This window comes from uncultured Methanobrevibacter sp., assembly GCF_947169325.1.
Classification (GTDB): domain Archaea; phylum Methanobacteriota; class Methanobacteria; order Methanobacteriales; family Methanobacteriaceae; genus Methanocatella.
On record NZ_CAMVPN010000070.1, the window covers coordinates 1 to 14,356 of the forward strand.

Here is a 14,356-nt window from a genome sequence, read left to right on the forward strand (position 1 = left end):
TTCCAAATAATTTAATTAAATTAAAATAAATTAATTTAACAATTTACTATAAATCCAGTTAAAACCATTGGATGATGCGAAATTATGGTCTATGATATATCCCACCAGAATGACCCCCATCACAACGGCAATTGATTTAATGGAAAAATAATATTTGGATGATTCCAAAAAAAACATTATAATCACAATAAAATATTGTTTTTGCACTGCCACTCTATGACATGAAAGCACTTAATGAAATCTAGGCCCCTCCAACAACATAAAAGAGGAATGATATCCTCGCACCTGTGTTGAATAGAAGGAAAATCACCCATCAATTAAATATAAATAGTTAAATAATGATTTTTCACAAAAATTATATTAGTGGTAATTATGAAAGTTTTGAAGATTACGATTATCATGCTCATTATACTCATTTCGGTGGGGACTGTCTGTGCAGCCGAAGACATCTGCGATGATGAAATGGGCGATGATAGTCAGGATATATTAAAAACTACTCAAAACGATATTTATTCAGTTGGAGAAGATTCATTCGCCAATTTGACTGATGAAATAGGAAGTACAGGCATTTCTTTGGATTTAAACCATGACTATGCCTTCAACAATGAAACAGACAACAAAAGCGGAATTGCTATTAACAAAGACAACTTTGTACTTAATGGTAACGGCCGTACGATTGATGCAAAAAACCAATCAAGAATATTCAACATTACTGCAAACAACATCACATTAAGCAACTTAATCTTAATCAACGGTAATGGCAAAGAGGGCGGGGCAATATACTCCAATGGAACTTTGACATTAAACAATGTGACTTTCACTGACAACTATGCAACTGAAAAAGGTGGTGCAGTAGTGTTATATAAGAATGTAACCCTTACCTGTAACAATACCCGATTTATAGACAATTATGCTAGTGCAGGTTCATCAATATATGTTGATGAAGGTAACCTAAACCTTTACAATTCATATATAACCTCAAATGTATTCTCCAAACGTGGCCAGATTGTCTTTAATAAGTCTAAGATTAATGTGGGAAATACCACGTTCATCAATATTGCCTCTTCATACACCCCTGCATTATATGTTGAAGAGGGTAAAGACGCCTACATAATTAATTCCAAATTCATTAACTTAATGGCAAATATTACTGCCGGTGCATTGGACATTAAAGGCACAAGTTACGTATACATCAAAGATTGTGAATTCATAAACACCACATCATCTAAAAATGCGGGAGCCATTCTTGCAGACATCGCTGGAGAGGGTCAATTAGAGGGTAACGTGACAGTACTCAACACAATATTTAAGGACACCTATTCTGAATTCGGAGGAGCATATCTTCAATTGGGAGGAAGGTTATTGCTGAACAATAGCGAATTCTCAAACAGCCATGCAAAATATAATGGAGGTGCAATTTACCTCTCTTATACAGAAAGCGAAATCAGCAATTGTAATTTTACCTCAAATGGTGTTGAATTAAATGATCAAGGATATCCGACTTATGGGGGCGCAATATTCAGCGACATCAGCACATTAAATGTAGACAACGCTAAATTTATCAATAACTCTGCAAGTGCTGGTAATGCAATCTATGCATACGATACCTCCTACAACATTAAAAATTCACTGTTTGAAAACAACACAAACCCAATCTACACATTTTTCGATAAGGAAAGCATATTAGAAAATAATGTTTACATTAATGATGACAACATCTCAACCAACAATGAACTCCATACATCAATAATGATTGGGCAGGGCATGCAATTAACATTGCTTAACAATACAATCAATGTCACCACCATTCCGGCCAGCTTTGATTTGCGCAATTACAGCTGGGTTACACCTGTTAGAGATCAAGGATGGATGGGTGCATGCTGGACCTTCGGAATGACTTCCGCCCTTGAATCCGCTTTACTGAAAGCTACGGGCATCAATGCTGACTTTTCAGAAAACAACATGCAGAATACCATGTTAAGATATTCAATTTATGGGACATCTTCATTGGGTGAAGGAGGAATGAACACAATTGGAACCTCTTATCTGTTGAGTTGGTTGGGAGCATTCCCACAGGATGCTGACACCTATGATGAATTGGGAAAAATTTCACCGGTCATCACAACTTTGAATGATATCCATGTTCAGGATGTGATGTTCATACCTAACAATGAAATCCCTAACGGCACACAGCTCAAACTGGCAATCATGAAATACGGTGCTTTGGATGTGAGCTATTTCGGACAATCCACATATGATGAAAAAAATCCATATTATAATGAGAACACATATGCCCAATATGTCAATGAGACTACAGGTGCAAATCATGAAGTTTCAGTTGTTGGCTGGGACGACAATTTCCCAAAAGAAAAATTCCTGATTACTCCTCCTGACAATGGAGCATGGATTATCAAGAACAGCTGGGACACTGATTGGGGAGATGAAGGATATCTTTATGTTTCATATTATGACCAATCATTCACAACATCCATTACAATACCAGATTATGCTACAGCAATAATAATTGAAAATACCGAACCATACAATAAGAACTACCAATATAATTTAGTATGGGCAGGTAATTTCTTAGCGAATCCTATTGGAGGCAATGTAATCTACTGCAATCAGTTTGAAGCGATGGATGATGATTTGATTGCAGCAGTCGGAACATACTTCAGCAGCGAAGGCATCAATTACACCGTTGAAATTTATGTAAATGGCGATTTGAAATTGACTCAGGAAGGAGTGTCACCATATTTAGGTTACCACACCATCAAATTGAACGAATATATCCCAATTAAGAAAGGAGATATTTTCCAAGCGGCAATTACCTCAAATGTTATGCCTTACCTCAATGTAGCAGATTCCAGAACACATCACATAGAAAATATTTCATTCTCCTGTTTTGACGGGCAAACCTGGGAGGATAATTATGATTATAATATAATAGCTTGTCTGAAAGCCTATACTGTTGCTGACGACAGTAAAATCATCGACAATGAAGACATTACTGTTGAATACGGCTCTGCCTTTACAGTGAAAGTAGCAACCGAAGACGGACACCCAGTAACAGGCGCAGTAGTCAACTTCACAATCAACGGAAACACAACCCAAGCAGTAACCGACAGTGACGGAATTGCAAAACTGGAACTAAGTACCCCTCTAGGCACATACGAAGTAACAACCACATACAACAACAAAACCTACACAAATAATGTGGCCGTAAAAGAAGCGAAAACTTCACTCAGCATTATCGAAGTAGACGGAACAGGTATAATCACAGGTATTCTAAAAGACACTAACGGCAAAGGAATCGAAAATGCAACCGTTGCATACACCAGCAAAAATGCAAACGGAACAGTCATAACCGATTGTGAAGGTAAATTTACCATATCCGATGTTTCAGGCGAAATCCAACTGACATACAGTGGAGATGAAACTTACATTGGATCAGATGCCGCAATAACCCTGAAAAATACCGTTCCGTTAAGAACAGGAACAAGCATCATAGCCGACGACTATGAAACATACGCAATCGACTTTGATGCAGGGGAACGTGGAGGATACTTCAAAGTCCAACTAGTCGACGCCAACGGCAATCCATTAGTGAACAAAACAGTGTTCATCGGATTCAACGGCAAAGTATACAACAAAACCACCAATGAATCAGGTTGGGCGCAACTGCAGATCAACCTGAAACATGAAGGAACATACACATTCGCAGTGGCATTCCTAGGTGACAACGACTACAACGGATCATTCGTCGTGCAAAAAAATAAAGTAAACAAGAAAGCTACAAGCATCAGTGCACCTTCCAAAACATACAAAGCAAGTGCGAAAACCAAATCCTACACTGTAACACTAAAAACAGACAAAGGATCATCCATTGACGGTAAAACATACCTCAAAGCGGGCAAAAAAATCACACTCAAAGTCAATGGAAAAACATACACTGCAAAAACAGACAGCAACGGAAAGGCAACCTTCAAACTAAGCCTAACCAAAAAAGGAAACTTCAAAGCAGTCGTCAAATTTGCAGGAGACAAAACCTACAAATCCGCACAAGCAGACACAAAAATAAAAATCAACTAGAAGAGACGGCAATCTCTTCTAATTTTTTCTTTTTTAAATTAAGCCATCCCAAAAATTAAAAAAAAGTAGAAGTAAAATTGAAATTCTAAACATCAATCTTACTGTTTATCAATGATTCTTCATCGGCAGATATGATCTCACCATCCAAAACTTCAATAACTCTGTCTGCAAGTTTGGCCACATCCATATCATGAGTTACTATTATCAAGGTTACATTCTTATCTTCATGCAAATCAATTAACTGCTTAAGGATTTTGCTACTTGTCTTTGAATCTAGTGATCCTGTTGGTTCATCTGCCAATATTATTGAAGGATTGTTTGCAAGTGCACGGGCGATGGCCACCCTCTGACGTTCACCGCCTGAAAGTTTGTTCGGCAACATATCTGCCTTGTCCTTAAGGCCCACATCATCAAGCAATTTCAGCGCACGTGATCTCATTTCCTTTGATGACAATTTCTGGGTAAACATCGGAATTTCAATGTTTTCCACAACAGAGATGTTCGGAATCAGGTTATGCAGCTGGAAAATGAATCCAATGCTTTCAGCCCTAAACTCATTCAATTTCTTAGAGCTTTTCAAATCCCTGCCTGCAACGCTTATTGAACCTGAATCAGGAACGTCAAGTGCCCCAAGCATGTTCAGCAGTGTTGATTTGCCAGAACCAGACGGTCCGATGATGGATACGAACTCCCCATCCCTGATTGTGAGGTTGATGCCGTTCAATGCCTTGATTTTACCATCTTCATAGCTTTTATACAAATCTTTTATCTCTACCGCATTCATAGTATCACCTCATTCGTACCTCAACGCTTCTGTCGGAGGCAATTTCACAGCCTTGATTGCAGGATAAAGCCCTCCTATTATTCCAACGATAATTGCAATTCCAAATGCCTGGATGAATATCTTAGGTGTGAACAGCGGACTGATTCCCATCTGAGGACCTAAAAGTGTGCATGCCAAAAATCCGATTACTGATCCGATGATTGCTGAGACGATTGTGATTACAAGAGATTCACCGACAATCATTGTGAGGATTTTCCTATCAGACCATCCGACAGCCTTAAGCACCCCAATTTCACGTGTCCTTTCAAACACTGACATCAGCATTGTGTTGATAATTCCCAGACCCCCAACGACAATGGCTAAAAGTGAAATTGCCCATGTGGATGCCTGAAGCATGTTGAGCATGTCTCCCATCTGCTGCATTTCCATTACAGATGTTATTGTCGCTATGTCATCACCGTATTTCTCGTCAATCCTGTCAGCAACTGCCTGCGGGTCTTCTCCTTTCTTGACTTTAACGTAGATGTTTGAGATTGAATCCTCATCATCCATCAGTTCTCCGACCTTGGAGATTGATGTGAACACTCCGCCGGCCATGTTCTGGTCACCGGTTTCATATATTCCGACTATCTCAAATTCCTCGCCGTCGATTTTGATGGTGTCTCCGACCTTGTAGTCATTGTCATCGACATAGATTTCACCTAAAATGGCTTCGGATTCATTGTCTTTGAACAGCCTCCCCTCTTTCATTGATATGTCTGCCAAGTTAGCGCCTTCAGGATCTATTCCAATCAACGTATTCATATAGTCATCACCGACCGAAGTCAGGACAACATAAATCGGATACGCTTCCTCGACTCCTGAAACGTTTGCAATCTTTTCTGTCCAGTTTGCATCGATGGTGTTGGTCCCGTATGCCGAATCTCCAGTTTCCTTACCTGAAATTGAAAAGTCAGCACCTCCCGCATGAATTGTGTCTTCAAAGGTATTGACCAAACCGTCTGTGATTCCACCAAGAGCAACTATTACCACTATTCCAATTGCAATTCCCACAATTGCCAGAATTGCACTAGTTCTTCTTCTGAATGGATTTTTAAGAATAAATTTTAAAAATGACATAATACTAAATAGTATTGTAATATATAAATAGCTACTTGCCTCATCAACTGAGATGCAAAAAACAGGTGTTGAAATGCATAAGAAGACATTAATTGAAAATATAGACAAAATCCATACAACCGAAATGGGAATCGGAAGGATTCAAAGGAACCTTGATATTGATGCAGAACCGGTAGAGTACTGCATTTCAAAATTGAAACAGGAAAATTCAGTCGTTGAAAAAGAAGGTAAAAATTATTATGTAAATGTTGATGATTGTGTGATAACCATCAATTCAAGCAGTTTTACTATAATAACTGCCCATAAATCTAAATAAAAAAAAAGAAGAGATTAAAAATCTCTTTAAATCTAATCATCCATGTCTTCAAATCTGGATTCTAATTTTTCCATTACACCAGGAAGTGAAGTGTATTCCATTTCTTCAGCAGGTAATCTGTGAGGTTCGAATGGACCGTGTCTTCTGATGTAAGTTGCGATTTTAGCAGCTTGTTCACGGGTTGGGTCAAATGCAGGGTCATCGAATAAGTCTACAGGACCGATTAATTCACCGTTAGCTACTTGGAAACCTAATCCTACTACTCTAGGTGGTCCGTCAAATCTGATTGGGTTTGCTTCCATTTCAGATACTGGCATCATTGGACCGTTGTGGGATCCTCTCATCCATCCACTTACCATGTGTGGGAATGCAAATGGATCTACACATTCACCGTTTGCAGGGAAACCAGATTGTGCTCTTACGATACATACTGGGTCGTCTTTACCGACGTATTCTCCAGCCATTAAGTTTAATCTTTCGGTACTTATTGCAGCTGCGATTTCACCGTTTTTCTTCCATACTCTTTTGATTACGTATCTTCCGGTGGAACCGATTAATGCAAGCAAGTCGTACATTTCTTCAGGACAGTTTAGGATAACTTTTCTGTGTTCGATTACATCGAATACTTCGAATTTGAATCCATCATGTAAGGAAGGGTCGATTACAAGACCTGCAGTGTTGAATGGGTCTGCAAACATTCTGAATACTGGTAAGTTGAATGCACCAGGTTCGGTTTTGTCACAGCAGAATACAAGAACAGGATCAGATGGCCTTTCTTCGAATTCCATTTCTGCTACACCAGGACCCATACCTTTGATGTTTCCAGAGAAGGTATCAGACAATAAGTCTTGACCTGCACCGTATAATTTCAATTCACGTGCTCTTTCTGTAGCTTTCATGAATGCATCGTATGCGGTTTTGTGTACTTCTTCGTTTTCTACACCTTTGTCGTGGGTCATAATTAAGTCTATGTCGTCTCCACAACGGGAAATATAGTAATCTTTTAAGATACCTGCTTCTAAAGCTTCGTTTAAAACTTCGTCACAAATATCCATTAATTCTGGGTGTGCGACACAGTGTCCGGACACACTTCCGATATCAGCTTTAATTACACTAACAGTAGTTTTCATTTTAATACCTCGATTAGTAAATTAGTTATTTACTAGACATTTATTATTTTTAGTTTGTATACTATTTATATTATTATGTTTAACGAGGTTATTTTATTAAAATTTGAAATAAAAAAAAGAATAAAAATAGAAAACTAATCAAGTTTTCTGATATTTTCAAAAGCCTTTTGAATTTCGCTGCCCTGGTCCATGTCTTCACATGCCTGTTTTACACGGTCCAAATCCGCACGGGTTTCAGGATACCTTGGAACCGCACTGCATCCACCGTCATCGATTTTAGATATGTCGAATGTTCCTATCCTTTTGGCAATTTCAGTGATTTCCTCTTTATCAAGTCCAATAAGAGGAGATAGAATAGGCATTTCGACGCCATATCTGGTGGCTAGAATGTTTGACAAAGTCTGTGAAGCGACCTGTCCTACGCTGCTTCCATCCACTATGGCATCGGCACCCAATTCACGGGCCAATTTTTCAGCTATGTGATACATTCCGGATTTGCACAGCACACAGGTCATTTTTTCGGGAGCCTTATCTTTGGCAGTCTGCAGGTATTCACCATAGTCAACCACCCTTTTTGTGATTGGAACCCCTTTTGCATAGATGTTGAGCTGATCCACCAGCAAGCTGAAGTTCTCCAGCGCTTTATGAGTCGTAAACGGATCATTGTTGCAGTTAAGGGCAACCACTTCACAGCCCCTTTTCATCATTAGATATGCAGCTACAGGAGAGTCTATTCCACTTGAAAGCAAAACGACAACCTTCCCCTGTGTTCCCAATGGAAGTCCGCCAGGACCTTTAATCTTTTCATGGAAAATGAACGTATCGTCTTCTCTGACTTCTACAAAAATGGTCAAATCAGGGTTTGTTAAATCGACAGGCGCTAGGACTTTATTTCTTACAACTCCTCCGCAATGTGCAGCCATTTCCTGGGAAGTGAAATCATGTATTCCCACACGGCGGCATTTTATGGCGAACTTTGTGTTTTCATCAAGCATATCTTCCGCAATAAGCTCTTCAACATATTCTCCTAATGTGGCGTCAATGTCCTCATAGGTTGTTTTTGTTGAAATGGCCGGAGAGTAGGACACTACCCCGAATACCCTGTTTAATTTCTCAACACCGTCGTCAAAATCATCGGGATGTATGTAGATTCTTCCCTGATTTCTGCTGCTCTCGCATTCAAAAGTAGCCTTGATATTTTTAACTAGCTTTCTTTCAAAACGTGACCTTATTTTTGGACTCTTAAGCCCTATTTCACCATATCTGGCAATAATTACATCATAATTCATATAAAACACTCACTTTTTAGTACACGCTGAAAAAAATAGCAATCCCTTCAATACTAGTTTTTAAATATAACAGCAAGTATAATTTTAAAATTCAAGATTAATAAATATTTGCTGGATATGGAATTAAAATTTAAGTAGTCAAAGGAGTAAATTAGATATTAATGACATTCAAAATGGTGATATTATGAAGTTAAGGAACATGATATTTCTATCATCAATACTGTTTTTGGTTTTGTTGTGCATAGGCAGCGCCTGCGCCGCTGACGACAATGCAACATCAAACGTCACCGATGACAATGCACCTCAAATCGAAAATGATATTGAACCTGTAAGCGAAAACGGAACTTCTGATGAAAGTTCAAACGGAACCAGTGAAGATGTTGCAACTGATAATGTAGGCAACTCCGAGCCGAACGCAACCGCAACCTCAACACCAAAGGTTGCTAAAAAATCCGTTGACGTGTTCTGTACCAACGCATTCATTCAGAAATCCAACAAGTACTTTACCGTAAAAGTATTCACTTTCAATGAAAAGACAAACAAACTCAACTACTACAAAAACGTTAAGCTGACCGTTAAAGTCAAAATCGGAAGTGCAACCAAAACATACAACGTCAAAACCAACTCCAAAGGGGAAGCTAAAGTCCTGAACGTGAAAAATCTGAAGGTGGGAACCTACAAGGTCACTGTTGCATCAAATGATGAAAAGTACAACGTTAAGGAAAAGGGCACACTTGCCATTTTCAACAAAAAGCAAAAAAGCATTACCTTGAAAATGAATACCCGTAAAAAAGTTAAAAATGACTATATCGAAGCATTTTACTTTACGAAAAACGGTCAATTCCCTAAAGGAGCATATGTAACTGAATACAATGCCAAAAATCCGATGAACGGGATTTCACACACTTTAATTATGAAAGCGAAATTCTTCTTCAAAAACAAAAAGACCGGCAAAATAATTACAAAGACAGTGAAATCAAAAACAAGTAAAATATATGGATGGGATTATCCTGAACACAAGCTGATTAAAGGATACACCCCATTAAAAGCTACCATCTGGTACGTAAGATATTAAATAAGAGAAAATATTTTTCTCTTATCCTATTTTTTCAATAAATCGATTGCAGTCTGAATGGCTTCATCCATTTTGTCCGTGTTTTTACCTGCGCCCTGTGCCAAGGTCAGACGGCCTCCGCCACCACCGCCTAAGATGCCAGCTGCAGTCTTGATGATTTCATTTATTTTAACTCCATCATCAATAGCATTCTGGGAAGCCGCTCCAACAATGTTTCCCTTGTTGTTTCCCATGATGACGACATCCGCCTTTCCGTTGTCGGTAAAGTCAGTTGCCATCTTTTGAAGTTCCTTAAAGTCTGCTTCAATAAGTTCTGAAACAACTTTCAGGCCGTTGATTTCTTCAAAGTCATCTGCAAGAGAATTCATTTTCAAGCTAGCAATTTGAGATTGAAGCCTGTCGATTTCGTTTTTCTGAGCTTTCCATTCTGTGAAGAACCTTTCACAGGTTTTTGGAAGCTGGTCATTGTCAACGCTGAAGACAGATGAGCTTGTTCTTAAAAGTTCACTGTCATGCTGCATTGAATCTATTGCCGCAAGGCCTGCTGAGAAGTCAATTCTTTCAACACCGTCCTGAACCCTTTCGGTTTTGTTTATTTTGATAGGACCTACCACACCTGTTCTTAGAACGTGTGTACCTGCACATGCCTGAACGTCGACGCCAGGGATTTTAACTACCCTAATCATTTTTCCAGGAACGATACCTCCCTGATAGAGTACGAATCCGTACAATTCCTGTGCCTCATCACGAGTGTGGAATTTGATGTCCAAATCGATGTTGTCCATCACATATTCGTTGGCCAATTTTTCGATTTCATTAAGCTCTTCCTGTGTTATACGTTTGTAGTGTGAAAGGTCTATACGTGCCCTTGTAAGGCCGTTTTGAGATCCTGCCTGCCAAATGTGCTTGCCCAGCACCTTTCTTGCAGCAGCAATGACAAGGTGGGTTCCGGTGTGGTGGCGTGCAAGTGTTATTCTGCGGTCCCAGTCAATCTCTGCTGTGACATTTTTGCCAACCACATCCTCATTGATGTCTCCATCTATATGATGCAATACGACATTGTCTATTTTTTCAGCATGATTGATGTTAATGTCATTTCCGTTGATGCAAACGGTACCCATGTCTGAAGGTTGGCCTCCTCCTTCAGGGTAGAATGCGGTTTTATCGAAGATTAAACATTTGTCCCCATCTTTTTCAACAATTCCCAAAACTTCGGCTTCGAACTCTTTTTGGTAGAAATCTTTATAGAACAGCAAGTCGGTTTCCGGGAAGTCCACCTTGAATGTGGATTTTTTGTTTGAAGTGTCCTTTTCATGGGCTCCTGCAACCTGTGTGAAGAAATTGTCAGGGACATTGACGGTAAAGTCATCTCCTGCCATTTCCACTACGGTTTCTGGAGGAATTCCATGAGCGTCATACAGGTCAATAAGCATGTCGAGAGGCATTTCGTTCTTGCCTTCTTTTTTAAGTCTTTTGATGGATCTTTTGACAATGCTTTTACCCTTTTTGACTGTTGCGGCATATCTTTGCTCTTCAAGAGTGATGATGTTCATGATGTGCTCTTCTGAGTCCCTGATTTCAGGGTAGAACTTGGAGAGGAAATCCAATTGGATTGCCATAATTTCGGCCAGGGATTCCTTCATGTTCAGTTCCTTCATGAACCTGATGGTTCTTCTCAGGACGAGTCTTGCAAGGTATCCTTCCTTAACGTTTGACGGGATGATTCCATCTGCAAGCATGAATGCAAGACAGCGGGTGTGGTCTGCAATGATGTAGATTGCTTCCATAGGCTCAGCTGCTTTCAGATATTCCTCCAAGGTGAGGTTCAGGCTGTCTGCAACCTGCTGTCTCAATTCCTTCAAGTCGCCGATGTCTTCAATGTCCATCATTCCTGCAATCTGAGCGTTTCTTCCCTGGATATCCTCATTGATTTCAACACCAGTCAATTCTTTTAATTTGTCCACAACAGGTGCAAAGCAGGCGTCATAAGCGGTTGGAGTTCCCTGTGAAATCCATGCAATCCTTTCCAGCCCGTAACCGGTATCCACAACCTTGATAGGGATTTCCTTTTTGGATCCGTCTTCAAGGGTTTCATATTGGATGAACACCAGTGTTGCAAGCTCCACTCCTCTGCAGCAAACCTCATAACATGGACCTTCGTTACCTCCGCCGGCCCACCATGACTTGATGAATGTGACCTCTTCTGTGTTGATTCCGATGTGTGCAAAGAACTCATGGCAAAGCCTGATGGTTTCGTCCTCCCAGTATATAAAATCATCTTCCTTGTTGATGACAGTATGGGTCCCCATTGTAAAGCAGGTCATGTGCCTTCCAGTTCTTCCGACATTATCAACGTCGTTGAGCCTGATTGAAGGCTGGGCCATTTCAATCGGATTTGCAGGAGGCTTTACAAGCCCTGATGTGATCCATGGCTGGAAACAGAAAATGGAAGCTCCGACTAAAAATACGTCATCCCTCCATCTTTTTGCCAGGACGGGATATCTTGGGACATGTGTGTGCCCTTCACTTTCTAAAAATTCTCTAAAAACTTTTTGGATTTCATATAAGTTGTATGGTTTGTCTGTTGCAGGATTTGCAATGAAACCGTACTCATCACATGGAGCGTCTCCGCAGGTGTCCCTGTCGACCTGTGAGTAAAACTCCTGTCCGCAAGTTTTGCATGTCTGTTTTTTATAACCGAGTTCGTCAAAAATTTCTACCATAATAATCATTTCAAAATGTTTATTAGTAAAATATCTGTTTTTAATAGAATAAATAAGTTTCAAAATTTGACGAAAATTTCTAATTTCAAAATAAGATTTGCGATAAAAATAGTAAGTGTAGATTGAACAAAAAAAGAGTAAATAAAAAAAAGAAAGGTGATAGATTTAAAAATCTATCCGAAGAGAGCGCCTAAACCAGCCATAGCTGCTTCTTCAGAAGCTTCTTCTTCCTCTTCTTCCTCTTCTTCTTCCTCTTCTTCAGCAGGTGCTGCTGCTGCAGGAGCTGCTGCAGGAGCTGCTGCTGCCATAGCAGTAGTTTCCATAGCTTCGTCGATGTCGACATCTTCTAAAGCTGCGATTAAAGCTTTGATTCTAGCGTCATCAGCTTCAATTCCTGCTGCTTCAATAATACTTTTAACATTTTCTTCGTTAATATCTTTTTCTGCACTGTGCAAAATCATTGCCGCATATATATATTCCATGTTATCACCATTAATTTTTTAAAGTGTTAGTTTATTATAAAAATTTTAAATTATAATTTTAGAATAGCAATCCTAACCCAACTGCTGCATCTTCTTCTTTTTCTTCTTCCTCTTCTTCAACAACTTCCTCTTCGACTTCTTCTTCCTCTACTGGAGCGGCTGCTACAGCAACGTTGGAAAGTTTTTCAGCCAAAGCATCACTTAATGCACCTTCAGTACCTGATACTTCGGATGCTAAAGCTAACATTTTAGCCTGTGCTAAACCAATGATTGGTTCTGAAGTTTCTGAAGTCATGATTGCTCCTGCCACACCGACATTGATTGCTCTGGTGTATGCGAGAGTAATAATAGTTGAAGTAGTTTCTTTAGTAGGAATAGCTGCGTTTACGGACAAGTTGAATGCATTTCTGAATGCATTTTGTACGTCAGCTAATGTTTGTTCTTCATCGATTGCAAGTACGTCTGAAGTATAAACTGATCCTTCTTCGTATACTGCTTTTAAGTCAATTCCCACTTCCATCGGATTGATGTCTAATCTTGATAAGGTAGCTGCGACAAGTTTGGAAACTTCTTCGCCTGCTTTTACAACTACAGTTTCTTTTTGAACTGCGATTTTTCCTTTATCAACTTTTGCAGGAATTCCAGCTTGTTGTAATTCACCTAAAAATGGACCTGGTTCAAATCCGGTGTCCCCTGCTGGTACGATAATATCTTCCGGAGCAATTGTTCCTGGCTTAGCAGGAGCAGAAGTTTTGCTGTCTTCCAATATTTTGTACAATTTGAAAGGGTTCATTTCGGTTGCAACAATTGCAATTTGACCATCCATATGTTCGGATAAATCAACAATGTTGGTTTTTTCAGCATTACAATCTTCAAGAGCTAAGTTAATAAGATTAATTTTAGACATTCTGATTACAGCTTTACCTAAAAGAGATTTTCTCATTTCTTGGAGCTGTTTTGCAGGAATGTTTTCCAAATCGACAAGACCGATTACGTCGTATTGGTCAATTAATTCTTTAAGCTCTTTGACTTCTTCCTTTTTCCATTCAGCAACATGAGCCATTAGATCACCCTCACTACTGGTCCCATAGTTGTTTTTATAAACATGGACTTAATTTGACTTCTTCCTTTTTCTAAATTGCGGTCTAAGACTGTAAGAACAGTTTCTACATTTTCAGCAATGTCTTCGTCTGACATGTCTTGGCTTCCAACAACAATTTGAATACTTGCTTGTTGTTTTACACCAACTTTAACAGTACTTTGTAATCTGTCTAAAAGAGGGTCAAGTTTGATACTTGCAGGCACTGGTTTTGGCATTTTTCCACGAGGACCAAGAACTGGACCTA

At 39.4% G+C, this 14,356-nt stretch carries 10 protein-coding genes and 1 pseudogene; 3 read left to right on the plus strand and 8 right to left on the minus strand.

All coding sequences use genetic code 11. The features are described from left to right. Window positions 1-372: 372 nt before the first annotated feature. Window positions 373-4,092, plus strand: a complete 3,720-nt coding sequence (locus Q0W26_RS09280; protein WP_298524320.1) for a C1 family peptidase — start codon at window positions 373-375, stop codon at window positions 4,090-4,092. Window positions 4,093-4,177: 85 nt separating this feature from the next. Here the strand turns inward: Q0W26_RS09280 and Q0W26_RS09285 are convergent, their stop codons facing one another. Continuing rightward, a complete protein-coding gene (locus Q0W26_RS09285) occupies window positions 4,178-4,876 on the minus strand; it encodes an ABC transporter ATP-binding protein (protein WP_298524323.1) in 699 nt (232 codons plus the stop codon). Window positions 4,877-4,885: 9 nt separating this feature from the next. Continuing rightward, window positions 4,886-5,995 carry an ABC transporter permease gene (locus Q0W26_RS09290; protein ID WP_298524325.1) on the minus strand — a complete coding sequence of 370 codons (1,110 nt, stop codon included), beginning with the start codon at window positions 5,993-5,995 and terminating at the stop codon, window positions 4,886-4,888. A gap of 73 nt (window positions 5,996-6,068) precedes the next feature. Between Q0W26_RS09290 and Q0W26_RS09295 the strand changes: the two genes are divergently transcribed. Next, entirely contained in the window at window positions 6,069-6,311 is a 243-nt protein-coding gene (locus Q0W26_RS09295; protein WP_298524326.1) for a DUF3781 domain-containing protein, read from the plus strand. A 32-nt stretch (window positions 6,312-6,343) separates the two neighbouring features. Here the strand turns inward: Q0W26_RS09295 and fbp are convergent, their stop codons facing one another. Together fbp and thiI are read right to left on the minus strand one after the other, a co-directional pair. After that, window positions 6,344-7,441 (minus strand): fructose-1,6-bisphosphate aldolase/phosphatase, encoded by a 1,098-nt coding sequence (gene fbp / locus Q0W26_RS09300; RefSeq protein ID WP_298524328.1) that lies wholly within the window; start codon window positions 7,439-7,441, stop codon window positions 6,344-6,346. A gap of 134 nt (window positions 7,442-7,575) precedes the next feature. Further along, the gene (gene thiI, locus Q0W26_RS09305) at window positions 7,576-8,730 is read right to left on the minus strand and encodes a tRNA uracil 4-sulfurtransferase ThiI (RefSeq protein ID WP_298524331.1); all 1,155 of its coding nucleotides are present in this window, start codon (window positions 8,728-8,730) and stop codon (window positions 7,576-7,578) included. A gap of 184 nt (window positions 8,731-8,914) precedes the next feature. On the opposite strand from thiI, the gene Q0W26_RS09310 reads away from it, so the two are divergent. Then, on the plus strand, window positions 8,915-9,805 hold the full coding sequence (locus tag Q0W26_RS09310; protein ID WP_298524333.1) for a hypothetical protein: 891 nt from the start codon (window positions 8,915-8,917) through the stop codon (window positions 9,803-9,805). A gap of 26 nt (window positions 9,806-9,831) precedes the next feature. On the opposite strand, the gene alaS is transcribed toward Q0W26_RS09310, so the two are convergent. The 4 genes and pseudogenes from alaS to rpl1P all read right to left on the minus strand — a co-directional run. Next, window positions 9,832-12,537 (minus strand): alanine--tRNA ligase, encoded by a 2,706-nt coding sequence (gene alaS / locus Q0W26_RS09315; RefSeq protein ID WP_298524335.1) that lies wholly within the window; start codon window positions 12,535-12,537, stop codon window positions 9,832-9,834. Between the two features lie 164 nt (window positions 12,538-12,701). After that, a complete protein-coding gene (gene rpl12p, locus Q0W26_RS09320) occupies window positions 12,702-13,010 on the minus strand; it encodes a 50S ribosomal protein P1 (RefSeq protein ID WP_298524338.1) in 309 nt (102 codons plus the stop codon). A gap of 58 nt (window positions 13,011-13,068) precedes the next feature. Then, window positions 13,069-14,073, minus strand: a complete 1,005-nt coding sequence (locus Q0W26_RS09325; protein ID WP_298524341.1) for a 50S ribosomal protein L10 — start codon at window positions 14,071-14,073, stop codon at window positions 13,069-13,071. After that, window positions 14,073-14,356 (minus strand): annotated as a pseudogene (rpl1P, locus tag Q0W26_RS09330) (50S ribosomal protein L1); the annotation flags it as partial. The pseudogene rpl1P and the gene Q0W26_RS09325, both read right to left, overlap by 1 nt.